Annotated in this window: 13 protein-coding genes; 4 read left to right on the top strand and 9 right to left on the bottom strand. The window is 57.2% G+C overall.

Annotated elements, in window-relative coordinates:
* Positions 1 to 3: 3 nt before the first annotated feature.
* Complete coding sequence (locus IB279_RS32450; RefSeq protein ID WP_113188505.1) at positions 4 to 1017, bottom strand: methyltransferase; 1014 nt, start codon at positions 1015 to 1017, stop codon at positions 4 to 6.
* A gap of 1278 nt (positions 1018 to 2295) precedes the next feature.
* A complete protein-coding gene (locus IB279_RS32445) occupies positions 2296 to 2880 on the bottom strand; it encodes a TetR/AcrR family transcriptional regulator (RefSeq protein ID WP_234852818.1) in 585 nt (194 codons plus the stop codon).
* Positions 2881 to 2950: 70 nt separating this feature from the next.
* Here IB279_RS32445 and IB279_RS32440 point away from each other — a divergent pair, with 70 nt between their 5' ends.
* Positions 2951 to 3817 (top strand): NAD(P)-dependent oxidoreductase, encoded by an 867-nt coding sequence (locus IB279_RS32440; RefSeq protein ID WP_089045067.1) that lies wholly within the window; start codon positions 2951 to 2953, stop codon positions 3815 to 3817.
* A 310-nt stretch (positions 3818 to 4127) separates the two neighbouring features.
* On the opposite strand, the gene IB279_RS32435 is transcribed toward IB279_RS32440, so the two are convergent.
* The 4 genes from IB279_RS32435 to IB279_RS32420 all read right to left on the bottom strand — a co-directional run bounded on the left by IB279_RS32435 (position 4128) and on the right by IB279_RS32420 (position 9287).
* Positions 4128 to 5210, bottom strand: coding sequence for a fatty acid desaturase (locus IB279_RS32435; RefSeq protein WP_060519013.1), 1083 nt, complete (start codon positions 5208 to 5210; stop codon positions 4128 to 4130).
* A 990-nt stretch (positions 5211 to 6200) separates the two neighbouring features.
* Positions 6201 to 6653: an HIT family protein gene (locus tag IB279_RS32430; protein WP_060607937.1), complete on the bottom strand. Its 453-nt coding sequence runs from the start codon at positions 6651 to 6653 to the stop codon at positions 6201 to 6203.
* A 395-nt stretch (positions 6654 to 7048) separates the two neighbouring features.
* Positions 7049 to 8125, bottom strand: coding sequence for a GSU2403 family nucleotidyltransferase fold protein (locus tag IB279_RS32425; RefSeq protein ID WP_090427588.1), 1077 nt, complete (start codon positions 8123 to 8125; stop codon positions 7049 to 7051).
* A gap of 694 nt (positions 8126 to 8819) precedes the next feature.
* Complete coding sequence (locus tag IB279_RS32420; protein ID WP_113188506.1) at positions 8820 to 9287, bottom strand: low affinity iron permease family protein; 468 nt, start codon at positions 9285 to 9287, stop codon at positions 8820 to 8822.
* A gap of 442 nt (positions 9288 to 9729) precedes the next feature.
* Here IB279_RS32420 and IB279_RS32415 point away from each other — a divergent pair, with 442 nt between their 5' ends.
* The 3 genes from IB279_RS32415 to IB279_RS32405 all read left to right on the top strand — a co-directional run bounded on the left by IB279_RS32415 (position 9730) and on the right by IB279_RS32405 (position 11592).
* Positions 9730 to 10224, top strand: a complete 495-nt coding sequence (locus IB279_RS32415) for a ferritin-like domain-containing protein (RefSeq protein WP_192340577.1) — start codon at positions 9730 to 9732, stop codon at positions 10222 to 10224.
* 143 nt (positions 10225 to 10367) lie between these two features.
* Positions 10368 to 10850 carry a pyridoxamine 5'-phosphate oxidase family protein gene (locus IB279_RS32410; RefSeq protein WP_060519017.1) on the top strand — a complete coding sequence of 161 codons (483 nt, stop codon included), beginning with the start codon at positions 10368 to 10370 and terminating at the stop codon, positions 10848 to 10850.
* A gap of 334 nt (positions 10851 to 11184) precedes the next feature.
* Entirely contained in the window at positions 11185 to 11592 is a 408-nt protein-coding gene (locus IB279_RS32405; RefSeq protein ID WP_210333294.1) for an MgtC/SapB family protein, read from the top strand.
* 389 nt (positions 11593 to 11981) lie between these two features.
* Here the strand turns inward: IB279_RS32405 and IB279_RS32400 are convergent, their stop codons facing one another.
* From IB279_RS32400 to IB279_RS32390, 3 genes are all read right to left on the bottom strand, one after another.
* On the bottom strand, positions 11982 to 13724 hold the full coding sequence (locus IB279_RS32400) for an adenylate/guanylate cyclase domain-containing protein (RefSeq protein WP_060519021.1): 1743 nt from the start codon (positions 13722 to 13724) through the stop codon (positions 11982 to 11984).
* A gap of 463 nt (positions 13725 to 14187) precedes the next feature.
* Positions 14188 to 14490 (bottom strand): DUF982 domain-containing protein, encoded by a 303-nt coding sequence (locus tag IB279_RS32395; protein ID WP_082566340.1) that lies wholly within the window; start codon positions 14488 to 14490, stop codon positions 14188 to 14190.
* 1302 nt (positions 14491 to 15792) lie between these two features.
* Positions 15793 to 16440, bottom strand: a complete 648-nt coding sequence (locus IB279_RS32390) for an MOSC domain-containing protein (RefSeq protein WP_060519025.1) — start codon at positions 16438 to 16440, stop codon at positions 15793 to 15795.
* Positions 16441 to 16974 lie beyond the last annotated feature (534 nt).

Below are 16974 nucleotides of genomic sequence, written 5' to 3'. Positions count from 1 at the left end.
CGATCAACCGGGCTTGAAGCCGATCACCATCGAGTCCGGCCCCAGCAACGGCTCGACGCGCGTGGACACAAAACCGGCGTCGCGCATCCAGGCTTGGCAGTCGGCGCCGGTATAATCGAAACCGCCGCGGGTCTCGATCAGCATGTTCAGGCTCATCAACAGGCCGAAGGCGTTCAAGCGGCGCTCGTCGTCAATGACGGCGTCGTAGACGATCACGGCTCCGCCTTTCGGCAGCGCAGCGAACGCTTTTTCCAAGAGCTTCCTTTTTTCGGCAAGATCCCAGTCGTGCAGGATGTGCCCCATCACGATCACGTCCGCATTGGGCATTGGGTCGTCGAAGAAGTTGCCGCTTTGGAAGGTGATGCGGTCGGTAAGGCCCTGCCGGGCGACGAAGTCGTCGAATATCGGCTGCACGGCGGGCAGATCGAAGCCGATGGCCTTGAGATGCGGATGCGCTCGCGCGATCACCACCGGCACCATCCCCTGCGCCGCGCCCACATCGGCGAAGGTCGTGTATTTCGACCAGTCGAACCTGGCGGCGATCGCCTGCGCCGCGCCGGCGCTGATCCCGCTCATCGCCTCGAGGAACCCGCGCAGCCGTGCCGGTTCCGCATAGATCGCGGCGAAGAAATCTTCGCTGTGCTTGGCTTCGTTCTGTGGTTCTCCAGTGTGCAGGGCTTCGGTCAGCGAACCCCAGAAACCGTAGAGCCGGGCATTGGCCATTTCGAGGATGCCGCCGATATAGGATGGCTTCGCCTTATCGAGGAAGAGGTCCGTGTCAGGGGCATTACGATAGCGGCCGTCCTCGCGTTCGAGCAGCTTCAGCGCGACCAGGGTGTCGAGAAAGTCGCGGGCCGAGCGGGGATGCAGTTTCAGCCTGGCCTGCAGATCCGGCAGTTCGGCCGGGCCAGTCGCAAGCTCGGTGAAGACGCCGAGTTCAACCGCACTGAGCAGGGCCTTGGACGCCCAGAACCCCATGCCGACCTGCATGATGTTGTTCGGTGTCGTTGTGCCCATCGCTCGTCTCCTCGTGGATCGTGTCGTCGAACGGCATCTGGGATTGGTGCGGAACCCGAAACTGTTCGGCAGCGCTGGCCGTGGACGTCCCGTCTCATCGACGCAATAAAATATTGCGTTCTGCGATGGGGTGCAATTAATCAAGAATCACTAGCAAGGACCGCAATCAAAGATCCCGTTGCGTGACTTCAGGTGGAATTGTTCGCGTCGTGTGATGAGCCTGGGTCTTGCTGGTACGAAGTCAACTTCAGCAGCTACCTTGATCGTCGCACGAGCTATGAGGTTGCGAGACTCGCGCTTTATTTGCCGAAACCTCGGATCGATGTTTCGGTTACGGTCACGGCAGCGAGGACCGCCTCGATATCGCGCCCGCGAATGACGGACGCGGGCGACCTCGAGCGGTTGAACTCCGGGGTGGCGTATTCGCATTAGCTGCTGTCAGGTGGGGCAAAGAAACAGTTCACGTCGTCTTCCGTCGGATGAAGGCAAATATGATACTGCCCATCGCCCGAGGGGATCTCATCGCCATAGGGGATAAAGAACACGTGCGGTCGTCTTGCCATGTGGTGGTCGCCAGCATGCAAGAAAACGGAAAAACCACGAGCCCCTCGCAAAATGTCGGGCGCGGGGATGGCAGCACAATCGCCACCTGCCTCATGGGCCTTGCAGCACGCCAGAGGATAGGTCCAGCCGGTCTTTGCCTGGTGAGCGTCCGTTCGGACGACTCCGACTGAGATTGTCGCAAGAATAATCAGATAAATGGATGATGGCGCGGCTCTCATTGTGCACCTCCTTGGAGGCAGCCCTTCGAAAACGCCGAGAGGTTGCTTGCTGATTGGCAAGTACGAATTGTCTGTTGTCAGCATACTCCCGGGTGCTTGGCGTGAAACCTGAAATATGCTCCTCGGACCAACGGCCAAGGAAACACCAAGGGACAAGGTGGGTACTGTCGCGAGGGCGGTTTCCTTGGAAATGCACAACGGGCCATGCGCTCCATCGTAAAAGTGCACAGCCGACCTGTCGCGCGGGGCTTCGCTTAGTCGTTATTGACGCTGGCCTTTCCGCGTCGATTGTTGTGCCGCAGCACCCGCTCGCTGATAGACGAAGCAGCGTTTCTGTAGAGGGCAATCGCGGGTGGTTCGGTGGATGATACGAGCCGTCGTGCATCAATCGGCCGTATGACCGTAGCGGCTGCGAAAGACTGCTGACGCCTGACGATGCATCCTGCGTCGGCCAGCCGGTTTAGGATATTGAGGCTTCAAGCCTCATGGGTAAAATTCACCCAACCTTGCTCGGCTCACTTGCGACCCCTTTGATGATGAGCGCCGCCAGAACGGCCGTGGCGACCCGCTCAGATATCGCGCCGGTTTGCGTTTCGGAAGCAAGCGCCTCCGCTGCACCTAACAGACCGACGCACACAGGATGGATATGGCCAACTTCCAGCTCTGAGAATGGCCGAAGGGCATTACACATCAAATCTATGTATGCGCGAATCATGAGCCGTTGCTGCGCGGCCATCTCTTCTGTCCCTTTGAGCGCCGCGGATATTGCGAGACCTTCTGGGCCAAAATCGGCAAGGCAATTGAAGTATGCTTTGCTGATAATGTCAGCTACGGCGGTGAGCTCCTTTGGCGCTTCGCAAAGCGCGGAGCGGAGACGGTGGACATAGTTTTCCTCCAGCCGCTTGAACAGTGCCAGCAAAAGTCCGGACCGGGTAGAAAAGTGTCCGTAAGCGATCGGACGACTGACCCCTGCTTTTGCAGCCAAGGTCCCGAGCGTCAGTTCATCCGCGCCCTGATCCCGGACAATTTGCATCGCGACATCAAGCATTTGTTCGCGACGCATATCTTTCTTGAGCTTCACGGTTACCCCTTGCACCTAAAGTTACAATATGTAAGTTACATAGTGTAACTAACCGGTCAAGGGTGAAGTGATGAGTGAAGTAGCTGTCATCGGGCTGGGGCGCATGGGCAGCGCGCTCGCCAAAGCGCTTATAACTTCGGGAAGGAGCGTTACAGTCTGGAACCGAACTCCAGGCAAGGCAGAGGCCTTGGAGCACCTCGGCGCGTCGAGGGCGGAAACGCCGTCCGCTGCTATTGCCGCCAGCAGCACACTTATCGTCTGCCTGTCAGACTACGCGGCAACCTCGATGGTCCTCGACGCATGCGCGACAGACTTGCTCCAAGGAAAGACCGTCGTGCAACTCACGTCGGGCACGCCGAAGCAAGCGCGTCAGCTTGAAGAATGGGTGGCGAACCGCGGAGGAAGCTATCTTGACGGCGCGATTTCTGCCTGGCCAAGTCAGATCGGTGGACCTGAGGCCTCGATCGTTATCGCCGGACGAGAAAGTGTCTTCACCTCGCTCGAAGCGAGCTTAAGGCTGCTCGCTCCAAATCTTACTCACGTCGGAAACGATATAAGCCGCGCAAAGGTTCTCTTTAATGCGGCTCTTGCCTATTTTGCCGGGCACTGGATTGGCTTCAGCCACGGGGCGGCGATGTGTGCTGCGGAAGGAATGGATGTCGCGGAATTTGGCGAAACAATAGCTAGCCTGTCACCGATGTTTGCGGACGACCTGCGCCACATGGGTCGAGCCATCGAAGGAAACCGATTTGCTGATCCCCAAAGCACCATCAGGTCGGTCGGCGTGGATATCACGCGGCTCGTCGAGATAGCGGATGATTTGAACATCAACACCGCGTTTCCCGCCTTTGCCTCTGATCTCTTTCGCAACGCTACAGACGCGGGGTACGGCGCCGAGGAGCATTGTGCGATTGTTAAAGTGATCCGCGCTTGGTGAAAACGGTTCTCTAAACTGCAGGCGTGCTGCCGCAATACGCTGTGCAGCTAGACGGAGCTGTCCAAATTAACATTTCGAGCGGTCTTGCTTTGTCGATCAGCAAAAAAACCGTGAGGTCGACCCGTTGCAAGCAGGCGATGGAGCCTGGGCGCGACGATGGTGCGATGAAAGCGACCGGAGCGGCTAGTTGGATAACGTTCCTGGACGCTGGCGGGCGCTACGCTGAACCTCTTGGCGAGCGGCTCTTTTGACGGGTCAAGCCGGGGGAGAACGGGGGCTGGCCGCGTGCCGCGGCCGGCGCCTGGTGCGCTCAAGCAGGTGTCGGCAAAGCCGATCGTGCCACAGTTTCGCGCGCGTCTGCTTCTCGAAATGATATCAGTCGGTGGGAGGCCTCGTCCCAAAGGACGAGCTTCACCAAGCCCAGGCTTTGCCTGATGGTGATGCGGCCCATATCTCCCAGTTCAGGATGATCACGTATGACCTCAGGAAGCCTGTAGAAGGGAACTCGGCTCGACAGGTGATGGAGATGGTGCATGCCGATATTGCCGGTGATCCAGCGCAAGGGCTGCGGCAGATCGTAGTGCGAGGCGCCATGCATGGCCGCGTATTGGAACGTCCACTCGGGTGGCCTTGACCAGTGCGTGTCTTCGAACTGGTGCTGGACATAAAACAACCAGACACCTGCAGCCCCAGCAAGAAGGACGATCGGCAGATGGATCAGGAGGAACGGTGCGACACCCACTGCCCAGATAAGAATGCCCGAGAGTGCGGCAATCGCCACATTCGTTGCCATGGTGGAAACCCACGGAAGAGCGCCAGAGCGCATCATTCCGAACGGCAACCTTTGCTTGAACAGGAAGAGCCAGGCGGGACCGATGCCGAACATCACGAGCGGATGCCGGTAGAGGCGGTAACGAACCCGTCCTCCTGGCGTGAGGGCGTCGTATTCGGCAACGGTAAGCGTGGTGATGTCACCGACACCTCGCTCGTCGAGGTTGCCTGCCGAAGCATGGTGTACGGCATGGGCGCGGCGCCAGTAGTCATAAGGCGTTAGTGTCAAAACGCTGATCATTCGGCCCGTCCAGTCATCCAGGCTGCGCCGCCCGAAAAACGAACCATGTCCGCAGTCATGTTGCAGCATGAACAAGCGCAGGAGAAATCCCGCCGCAACAGGGACGATAAGGACCACGCCGAGCCAGTACTCGAAGTGCAAACAGACCCAAGCTCCTGCCCACAGCAGAACAAATGGCACAAGGGTCGCCGTCAGCTCGAAGGTGCTGCGGCCGATATGCGGCTGTCGATAGGTGGACAGGATCTTTAGCCAGGCTTTTTCACGGTCGACGGTTGCTGCCGCGCCGTGGCCGGAAAGCGGGCTGACTCTGGAATTCTTCAAGGCGTCTTCCTAGTTGATTGTGTGACATAGTCGCCTTGAGACATTGCTATGGACGCAACAGGCAAACTGGGATTTTGGGCCGAGATCTCGCTCGCCTTCGAAATCATGTTTCGGCCTTCGACGTGATCGCTCATAGCAGCGCGTTCGCCGGCGGAATAGCGGCAGACCGGCCGACGCCGCCGTTGCATGTTGGATGACGCCAAGGCCTTATCTGGAGCATTTGACTGTGCCGGCAATCATGACGAGCCCTTCCGTAGGATACTGGGAGCCTCCGCGCGAAACTTGAGGCCTGATAGCGATTTTGAAAGGAAGGTTCGTTCAGAGCGCGAAGCCAATTGCGCTATAACCAAAGCTAGCGAGCAAATTCGATGGGGCGTTTTATCGATATCTTCACCTAGGCGTCAATCGGTTGTTCGCGTTGTCTGCAGCGCGATGCGAGGTCTCCGCACTCGACGACGATTTCGGGTCTGCCTTTCGCAAAATCCGCGGAACGGCGGACCCTGACCTGAAACTCGGCTTTTAAGTTGTCGGATTTTGGTTTCGACGCCGCTATTCGTTGGGGAAGGGGCTTAAGCAGGGGCTAGCATCAAGAGAACCAGAACCGCCGCTATTATCACGCTGAACCCCAATATGATCTTGATGATTAAACTTGCATCTTCCAAAGAATGCTCCTATTAGTAGAGAAAACGAAGAATACAACCTTCAAAGATATAATCATCTGCACCTGTGGTTGTCTATATCTGAATTAGAAACATCCTTGGATTGCGGACGATCTAGGAAACGTGCGAGATTTTGGTTGGGAGCGATGACGTGGCGGAAGGGCTTCGCGTGCGACCGAAGCGGTCGTTTCAGGCCTTAAATACCGGTCACAGTGTCCATCGGAATTGGTTGAGTGAGGTCGGCGTCTGTTTCTGATCCCAAGGGACTAACTTGACGACCGCCCAAGGACGGCGCACGTCGGTTGGGGCTAACTGCGCGTCGTTCGCTTTGTCAGTCACCTTCCACCTCTCGGGCCAAGCTTTCCCTCAGCTTTGCGGCCGCTTCTGCTACTGCGGCCAAGTGGTGTTCAGAACTCATTTGCTCACGCGCGTGGCGCAAGGCGGGTCGCACCGCCTCGATCGATTTTCCAAAACGTGCCATCCATGGGTAGCGCGGCACCATCCAAAGATGGAAGTGGTGTGTCGTGTCTTCATTGTAGATGTAATACACGTGCTCGATACCCAGTTGGCGCTCCTGCTCACGTCTAATGCGTTGGACCAGTGGCAGAAATTCCGATGTTTCGGCTTGGCTCATTTCCGTCAAAAAGCAAAAATGCCTCTTTGCGGTGACGACGATTTGCCCGGGGATTGGATAGGCGACGTCCTGGTGAGCATGGAAAAAGCGTGTTTCTTGGACCGCGCCTCCAGGGACTGTTCGTCTTCCCGACGTAATCTCGCAACTCAAGCAACTCTCGCCCATCCCGATAACTCACATCCGATCGCTAATGTCTTTGCTCGTAACCGCACAGCTCGCTTGCTTGAAAAGGGATAAACTCTGACGGCAAGGGATGATGAGGCGGTCTGAACCATCGCCGGCAATCGACCGTGCTTTTGTCTGTCGTACGAAACCGCGCCCGCATGCGTCGGCGGCCTTGAGAGGTTCTCGAGGCCCTACTCCCGCTTCCCAAAGCTCTTTCCTCTCGATCTCGCAGCAGACCGAGGCACAGCCGGCGATCCGGCAGATGCTTGTCCTCGCCGTTCACGACTTGCTGGCTGACCTTCAGGACGACTTCCGACGGCTTGCCGCAACGCTGGCGAGGGCCGGGGTCGTAAGGGCTAAGGTTCGCGTTCATCTGTCGATCACCTTTTCAGCAGGCTTTCCACCACCTCGGGACCGAGAACCTTTTCGAGGGCTTTCACTCCGTTCTTGGGCAGTCTCGATAGGCCGCTGACAATGCCCTCTTTCCACGCATCTCCACGTTCCCATGCTTCCTCCCACGCATCGGCCAGTTCGTCCCCGTGGCGCGTCTCCACAAGCGCTTCGAAGAGCAAGGCGGCCTGCGACAGGTCTTTGTCCGCCTTCACGCGTCCTAGCGTGTCCGTCAGCCTACGCGAAGACACGATCAGCTTGTGGACGGCATACCTCTCGGGAGCGGGGACAAGGACGTTCACGCCCTCGCGGAAGAGAAGCACCGTCCGGACGGGCTCGTAGATGAGATAGTCCAAGAACCGGAGGTTTTCCGCCGACGCGCCGCCGAGGGCGGGCATGGGCGACGGCTTGCCAGTATATTCGTCCGATCCTCGGTTTCCAGTCGGGAACTCCACCCGATAACCCTTGGCGTTCTGGAAGGCCACCACCTTGGCTTTGTCAGCCTGGTGCGGAACCGCTCGGAAGTCGGGATCGACCGACTTGAGGATTTCGAGGATAGGCGGCAGGCTGTCTTGGACCCCAGCCGAGATTGCGAAGTCCTGCGCGAAGTCCGCGTCGCCTGTCTGCATAACCGCCGAGGGAAGGCGGACGCCTAGCATCCCCGCATAGGTGCTGAATGCGACTGACCCGATAAGCACGGCCCGCAACCGAAACAATCCGGCGTCGGCTAGGGCTTTCGTGACGTCGCCCGCAAACTGATCGGGGCCGGGGAGGCCAGCGCGGCGCAGCGTGCTCACCATGCGCCTCCGCTCCCGGATTTTGTCCTTGATTTCCTTGTGGGCCTTCACCCGCTCCGTGATCGCTTCGTCGCTCGCGGGACCGACGTAGCTTCGCTTGTCTTTGCCCTCGGGGGTAGGGAGATCAAAATACCAGTAATTGCGATCTTTGACGGTCACGCTCACGAACCATCCCTCCAAGGGGAAGTCCGCCACGAATTGAGCATCGAGCGTCCGTTGCGCCAGCTCCGCGAACATCGTCCGATAGCTGATGTCGATCTCTTTCATCATTGGTGTTTCCTTATCGAGTGCGCCGGCCCTCTCGGCGACAAGTTCGGCCATCACTTGGTCGAAGCTCCGTTTCCTTCTGCTGATCAAGTCATCTTGGCTCATCTCACCGCTGTTATAAGTCGCTGCCAAGACCTTATAACGATGCGCGGCCTTGTCAATGTTATAAGTCTTTGCCAAAACCTTATAACGGGTTGGCTGCTACGAAAAAACCCCGGAAGACCGGGGGTTAGAGTGATGCACGTTGTGTTCTGTTTCGAGCACTGACGATGCTGACTGTGGTGCCGACTTTCGCTTTGCACTGCGCAAAGCTGGATGCAGCGCTCATCAGGATGGCGGCCGTGGTGATCGCTAACGTTTTCATCTGATTGCTCAATTCAGGTAGTAGATTTTCGTTCGTTCCGGTTCGGTGGCCTTGAGGCCGTCTAGCTCGCAGCTGAAGACGGCTGCATATTGCGGGACTGAGAAGCCGTCCTCTGCCCCTTTGACAACGAACGAGATAGTCGTGATCGGTATTCCTTAGAGTTCCTTTCAGACGATGATGGCGGCTTCGGGATAATGATCAACAAGCCGAATTTACTGCCCTCCGCACGATAGCTATCGCGTTCGCAATGGTCGCTTGGATGAACATCTACGACCGCCATGGATCATGGAGAACAACTCGCGCCTGTCGGCGTCCGACACTGGGCCACATTTATCAACGACCCGAGGTGCTTGCTTGAGACGGATTCTCGATATCCTCTCGATTGAAGGCCGGCTTCGACCGATTTTCTCTTGCGTGTCGTTCGGCATGGGCGCTCTGAAGCATTGCATGCGAGCGCTGGGCAGCCTTCTCGCATCGAGCATGCAGCTCCTGTAGCTCCTTGTCCGTCAGTTTCTCGATACCGACGAATTCGTTTTCGGCATCCGTAAACAATATGATTTCGTCGAGTTTGGCCTGCAGCGCCGCCCCATCTCGATTTTGGGTATTTTGAATGAGAAACACCATGAGGAACGTGACGATCGTTGTTCCCGTGTTTATCACTAGTTGCCACGTCTCGGAGAAGCCAAAGAAGGGGCCCGACAGTGCCCAAGCAAGAACCGTGATCACACAGACGATGAAGGCAAGCGGGCTGCCTGTTGCGTGTGCGGTTGCGGTGGCGAACCTTGCAAAGAAACGATCCATGGTCAGGCCTGCGTGCGATGTCGTGGCCTACAGCGGGTTTACGACAAAACGGGGCACAGCCATGCTTGTTCCCGATGCTGCGAAGATTTGAGATGTTCTTAATTGCTTCCAGTGTTCTGGTCTTTGCGGGTGCGAACAACTGAACTCTTCACGCCGAGTTCGTAGTGTTCTCCAAGGCATGAATTTATCCTACCGACCAGGTGAGCGAATTGCGCTACCCCATCGTCTCATGAACGATCCCGGCGGTTTGCGCTCTGAAAGGGTCGTGCGTGAGCCCTCATCATCAGTGCTTCTTTTCAAGTTTGTAGGTGTCGAGGCTTCTGATCGCCCGCCGCGATTAAATGTGCCGATCGTACGGATGGTATGGTTTGGCGACGAGAAGTGGAACGATTCCTCCGTAAAATGCTTTCTCTCCTGCATTCACCTGCCAAGGAGAGAACCATTGAAATCGCTGGCTGAAATTTTCGAGCATACACTGCAGGATATCTATTTCGCTGAGAACGCCATCACCAAGGCACTTCCAAAGGTTGCTAAGGCAGCCACCAGCGCTGAACTGAAAAAAGCGGCCGAAGAACACCTCTCGGAAACCAAAGACCAAATCAAGAAATTGGAGCAGGTTTTCAAGTCGATCGGCAAGACGGCGTCTGGTGAAAAATGCGATGCCATCGAAGGGCTGATCAAGGAGGCCGACGGTTTGATGAAAGAGGCCGAAGGAACAGCTCTCGATGCCGGACTACTGGCCGCTTGCCAAGCTGTCGAGCACTACGAGATCGCGCGCTATGGCTCTCTTCGTGAGTGGGCCAAGGATCTTGGTCATGATGAGGCGCACAAACTTCTGAGCGAGATTCTCGACCAGGAGAAGGCTACGAACAACAAGCTCACCAACCTCGCCGTGACGTCGATCAACAAAACATCGAAGCGATCCAAGGCGGCCTAATCGCCAAGGGGCGGCCGCGCCCTTTAAAATGGCGCGGCTGGCCGCGGCGCAACCTCTGCAGTTGTCGCTCCGGCAAGGTGAGCCGGTTTCGTGGATTGTCATTCCAGAGCCGTCGTTTTCTTTGGCTCAAAGGAGAAAAGCGTATGACTTACATCGAGGACGACAACGGCGAGGTCTGGGACCTTGCCGAAAAGATCGGGTTCTGCATGCTCACCACTCAATCCGGCGCGGACCTTAAGGCCAGGCCAATGTCGGCCTACATCGAGCGGGTTGAGAACGCCCTGTATTTCTTGACCGACGTCAAGAGCCACAAAGATGACGAGGTCGCGCGCCATCCAAATGTCTGCCTGGCTTTCGCCGACACGAAGAAGCAAAAGTATGTGTCGATTTCGGGCGTAGCCGAGGTACAGAATGACCGCGAGAAGATCCGGGATCTCTGGTCAACTCCTGCCAAGGCATGGTGGGACAGCCCCGACGATCCCTCCATTCGCATTCTCAAAGTTACGCCAAGCTCGGCAGAATACTGGGACAGTCCCGGCACTGTGATCAGCTACATCAAGATGGTAGCGGCAGCCGTCACCAGCGCCAAACCGGACATGGGCGAAAACGCCAAAGTGCGGATGTAGGTATTGGCGGGCCGACGTGGCCTGTCATCTTTGTCGCCTGAGATTACCTCATGAAATCGGTGATGCGGCGGCTTGGCGCGATCGCTCATCTTTTCAACGGGCAGGAAAACGTCTTTCCGCTGATCGCCTCATAATTCCAGACGCGCTGCTGGCGTTATCCGCCGCCACGGCAATTGAACCTCAGGTCGAGACCTGGCGAAAACAGCCGTTGCGCAGGCCATTCTCGTCGGCGCTTCAATTGATCGGCTGCGACATTTAAGGGGAAGTACGTGTGACGGATTGGCTTTTATCTGTTGGTGTGAAACTCGACATTTTTCCGCATCTGGCAGCTTTGATGGTGGCCTACATCCTTGCTCTGCCGATCGGCTGGGATCGCGAACAAAACGAACGAAGCGCTGGTCTTCGCACATTTCCGTTGGTCGCCATCGCCGCATGTGGGTTTATACAGGCTGCAGAGACGGTCATACTTGGCAACGCCGAGGCCACCGCGCGCGTGGTTGAAGGTCTGATCAACGGTGTCGGTTTCATCGGTGGCGGCGCAATCCTTGTCGGCAAGCTCGGCACTCGCGGGACCGCCACGGCGGCGAGCATCTGGGCGACCGGCGCAATCGGCGTCGCCGTGGGGCTCGGATCCTACGATACCGCCATCGTTCTATCGATCGTCACGTTCGCAACGTTGAAAGTTATGACAAATTTCAAGTCACCGAGAAACGAAGCCCTGGCACCGCGGGAAAAGGATTGAGTTAGCGCCATTGTCATATGGCACGAGAGATCCAGCCCTAATCATCGCATGTCCGGATTCCCAGCTTACCACCGGCGCGAGGCTGAATTTCCTGCGGCTACGAGCAAGCGTTTAGGACGGTCGATCCAACCGTCCCGCGTCCCAACCTCTCGTGAAAGCAATGCTGGACCACCTCAGCGCGGCCGGAGCAAGCCAAGCTATTGGCACCGGCCAAGATAGTCTGACTAACGTTACCTGCTGCGGACGCGCTCTCATGGCTCGAGAGCGTTGTGCCTAGGCGGCGCACGTTCGATCAGGCGACCGCAAATCTCGCGCGCACCGGTCTTCCTCCTGGTAATGCTCGACGTTCGGTGTTTGCCGCTCGATCCGCCGCGAAACCTCGGCTTTCTTCACTCTGGCAATCCGGCCATGCGATAGCCTTCGATAAAGCGCTGGACTGTTTGTGGATCGCGAGCAGGTTGGGCCGCGGCCCAGTGGGAGATGGTGAATTTCGGAGCCATTGCCATGAAAAGTGCTGCTTCCCGCATTGCCTCGTCTGTGCGACCGAGTTGGGCAAGGCTGGCCGCCAGTATGCGGCGTGAGGGGCTGCGGTAAATCGCCTCCATGCGCAAGATCTTGACGGCTTCTTCATATTGGCAAGCAGCGTAATGGGCGAATCCAAGTTGCCAATAGTACCAGCCTGGCGGGTGCGGGTTGAGCCGAAGCGCCCTTTGGGCCAGTTCGACCGCTTCCGATCCGCGCCCAGCGAAGGCCACAAGTTCTGAACGGATGGCTAGGGCATCTGCATTGTTTGGTTCCAGCGTAAAGGTGGTTGCGAAGGCTTGATCAGATTCGGACCAGCGTTTTTCGTAAGCCCATAGATATCCGACGAACCAGTGACTGGCAGCATCGCCTTCGTCCAACGCAACTGCTTTGTGAGCTAGCTCAAAGGCCCTTGAGCGGTTCTCTTGGGTGGGTTCGATGCCTTGCGCCCATAATTGCCAATAAACAAAAGCCAGACAACGAAATGCCTCTCCATACTCGGCATCGATGGAGACTGCGTGGTTCAAGAGTATCTTGGCCTCGCGCAGCGCTTCTGGGGAACTGTTGAACGCTGAGATCAGAATTCGCCCCCTGACACAAAGATCATATGCTTCCAAGCTCTTCGGACGTTTGCGTGACGGTGGTCGCGCCAAGCGTCCAACGAGGGCCTCGACAATCTTGTCTGTGACTTCGTCCTGGAGACCGAAAATGTCTTCGAGATTTCGGTCGAAACGTTCGGCCCAGATGTGATCGCCGCAAGCGGCATCGATGAGTTGGACGTTGATGCGCACGCGACCGCCGGCGCGACGAGCGCTGCCTTCCAAGATGTAGCGAACACCCAGTTCGCGTGCGACTGCTCGAACGTCAGGTGATTTTCCCTTGTAAGCAAACGTCGAATGCCGGGCAATGACGAACAAGCCGGGATTTCTGGAAAGGTCGGTGATCAGGTCTTCTGTCAAACCATCCGTGAACACGTCCTGTTCGGGCTGACCGCTGAAGTTGGTGAACGGTAGCACGGCGAGGGACGGCCGCGCAGGCAGAGACAACTCTGTATCTTGTCCGTAGACCTTCAAGGCTGCGGGGTCGTAGAGCACACGATATACATGAACTTCCTCGGCGATATTTTTCAGGGATTTCGGGCCGAGATCATCGAAGCTGAGCGCGAGCTTCCGCTTGACTTGGTCGTGGATCGCCGCGGACAGGTAGATGGCGCCTGGGTCGGCAAGGCTTTGTAGCCGGGCGGCGATGTTGACGCCATCGCCATAAAGGTCGCTGCCATCTATCAGGACATCGCCGAGATTGATTCCGATGCGCAAGACGACATGGCGCGTCTCGGGCAAGGCAGCATTGGCGGCCTGCATCTTCCGCTGCAACTCAATCGCTCCGGCCAAGGCATTGACCGCGCTTGGAAACTCAATGAGAACACCGTCACCCATCAATTTGACGATGCGGCCGCCATGCGCACCTACGATAGGCTGGAGGATTGTCGTCCGACGCTCCTTCAGCGCTGCGAGCGTGGCGATTTCATCCTCCTCCATCAATCGGGAGTAGCCAACAACGTCCGCGACGACGATAGCGGCGAGGCGGCGATGAATGTGTTTTTCGGCCATTGAGCAGAAGGTTCCTCACTAGTTGCAAAGTGCAACGCGGTTATCTTTGCGGCCTGAGATTTTCGGCCACGATGGCCCCGTTTGGAAGCATACGCCTGTTGCAATCGGCACGACAGGCGCATGCTGACGTGCCCGGCTTCTTCAAGCCGCAACACGTGACAAAGACGCAGAGGAGGGATGTGCTGCACCTATTGATCGCGTGTTCTTGCGACAAGCCGGCGAACAAATGGCCGCGTCGGCCCGTTCAGCGACAGTTGCGCGGAGAAGAAAAACGAGCGACAAGTTCGGGAGGGCGATTGCAAGGGGTAGAGGCGAAGACCCACAATGAAGCAAGCGGAGAGCGCACGTTCGTGGTCGATCTCGCCGGTACGGATGCCGTGGACTCCGGGATTTTCACCTGGGATATCGTCCGGGACCTCGCCTACGGAGATTCGCGGAACTAGTTCCGAAGCGGTACTCCTGGTCAGGCCAGTGGCTTGCCGTGAGGTCCCGAACGCGCATGATAGTGGGCAGCGACGCCTGACGTTTGCATATTAGCCTCCATGCACGCACCAATGAAGGCCTCGCGCGCGACTGCAGAGGGAACCGAACGGTTCAGCGCGCCCCGGCATGTCGTCACGGCTCGTTCATAGCCCTGTCCGTGCCTTATCGGCCATTCATGCTCTAGAAAATCCAGCGCGTCGTAAACTGATGCGAATAGGCGGTTCGTTCCTGACTGTAAGCGAACAGATAATGGAACCGCCCAAAGTACCTCAGGAAGGCGCATGATGTCCCCCTTCCGTATCCTAACAGTTTGATAAAATAGAAATAAACTATAGATGACACTATACAGGTAGGGGCTTCGTTCTTCAACGTCCATGCACTAGTCATCTCGGGCGGCAACCTAGTACGTTCGCCGTACGGGGTGGCGAGAACTCCGTTCTGGAGGTATCAGCTACCGGCCAAGGGCCCTTCAAAGCGCCACCTTCGTCGTCTCAAAATCGATGGACAAAGAGTTATGGCGTCTGGGGCCTCCACGGAGACATCACTGTCAGTTGGCCGCCCGCTTGAGCCCCCAGATACGCATGAGTTCATTCGGCCCTGAAATGCCGGCGTTGCGGACGGATGGGTCGGCCGAGTTCCTTTTGGTCTGTCCCACCCGCACGGGCAAACCATGTCCGAAGCCGTCCAAAAGGTAGTACGACAGCTGGATTTGCTTGGGCCCTTCCAGCGGCTCAGCGTACCCCACTCTTTTTCCTGTACTCGTCCGGACTGGGGCGCAATCTTCAGCACGTTCAGCGCTGTAAAAAAAACGCCCGCGTCGGCATTATGAGGGTCGACGACCCTTGTACAGTGCCAGATGGACATGGGCGGCCAGTCTTTCTGCGTCGGCGAGCCCGCACCAGATCACCCCTTTCGTCAGGCGATCGGATGGTGGCCGTTTCCATCTCACGCATTGCCCCACCCGTGGAAATACGACCAAATAAACACGGGATCGATAGACGCCGTGACTGCGGCAGGTGTGTTCAAAAATCTGTCGGATCAACGTTGCCATTTTCTCGGAACAAGTGCTGCCTGTTCGACGTTGAGCGACATTCGTCGGCTTCCACGGCCTTATAGGACGCGTGAGGCGACCAGCACATGCAGGACGGTAGTTAACGATGACACACGGCAATCAAGAGGCAATCGCTGGGAAAACATGCGTCACTCCAAAACCCACTCGCGCGCGCTCAGTCGAACCTTTCGAGACAGTCTACAACGGCCACTACGACCTCACGGAATTTATTGCCATCTACAAGTTACAACCTTTGGAAGCCCGCGAGATCCTGGAACGCATAGGCCCCTCACGGACGAAGCTCGACGCATACATGAATGAGCTTCGCGTTCAGGCCCAGAAGTAGTCAAAAGTCGCCCACGTCCTCGATCGTTCGGTGTGACGATCGCGATCAGCAAGTGCTCCGTCTGAACGACTCAACCGCGCCGGCGCTCGTTAAGCGGAGGGGGATGGGGTCGGAGGCAAGTGTGGATGAGCCTCCGGCGGCACTATGGGCGACCAAGAGACGGATACCAGGCCACACTGCGTACCATCCTAAAACTTGATCAGGCCGTTCGAAAGAAAGGCCCGCAGCTTGGCGTGCACCGGCACGGACTGATAGAGGGCAATTAGTTCTGGCGACCCCCTCTTGCCATGGTGTCTTGCCATCTCTGTCATCGAGACGCGCTCTCCGGCGTAAGGCACGTACCGCACGAGCGCTCCTGCGGTGACGTAGCCGGGGTGAATAACACGGCAGTAAAAGCCGGGGCGAGCGACCTTTTTGTATAGTTTGGGAAAGCCATGATCTCCCATTCTATCCGCAAGTACTCGGCACGGCATCCGGGGCGCTGTTACTTCCATCACGAGATCGCCTATTAGGAGACGGTCGCCGACCGACACGATTTGGTTGTCCAAACCTGCAATACACAGATTTTCGCCAAATAGCCCGTGATTGATAGGCTTGTTGAGCGCCCTTTGCCACCAAAGGCGGGTTAGGTTTCCTTCAACGTAAACCGCCTGCTCGGGACCGCCGTGGTATTTTCCATTACAAACGGCGTCGTCTGCAAGACCCTCGAACCCAACGAAGACCGTTTCGCCTGTTGGGTGCTTGTTGATCCCGGTTTTCATCTTCTTGCCGGGTCTTTCTTCGGGTTTGCCAATGCACACCGCCAACACCTTCAGATCTCGCGTTGCGGCCTTCATGTACAGCCAACCTCCTCAATGATGCGCTTGCTCTCCCAGCGGTGCCTCATCCGCGAGCGCGCTTTGTGCCTGCCACCTTTCACGGTTGTTATGGAACCTCCTTTCTTCAACGGGCGCAACATCGACCATCGATCCTCATAGCGAGGTAGGCGAGTGTTTGGCGCGACGCCCACTTCATCTCTACACGAAGGCGGCAGGGTCGGTATCAAATCTAGGGGAGGGGGAGAACGACGCAGTCTTCGAAAGGCGAACGTTTCTCGCTCGCTCCACTAAACAGTTGGAACCGCCGCCAGTTCCTATCCTCGCAATGAGCGTGCCGCCGGTTGCGTAAGCGTTCGGCTTCGCTTGCGCTCGAATTGAGCGATTTGAAGATGGGCGCCACGACCTGCGGGCGCCCCAGGGGAGCGGTGCTGCGCAAGTTTATATTTGCGGGGGGCATAAGAACAAGGTCTCGCCCGAAAATTGTATTTTCCATCGGTGAAACCAAAATCTGCGTTCCTCGCCGTTTGTGGGTGGAAATTGTCCCGGTTAACA

Origin of the sequence: Ensifer sp. ENS06 (genome assembly GCF_014852205.1) — a bacterium.
Lineage (GTDB): Bacteria > Pseudomonadota > Alphaproteobacteria > Rhizobiales > Rhizobiaceae > Ensifer > Ensifer adhaerens.
Note: the sequence above shows the minus strand (reverse complement) of the source record. Positions and strands in the feature narration are given on the sequence as shown.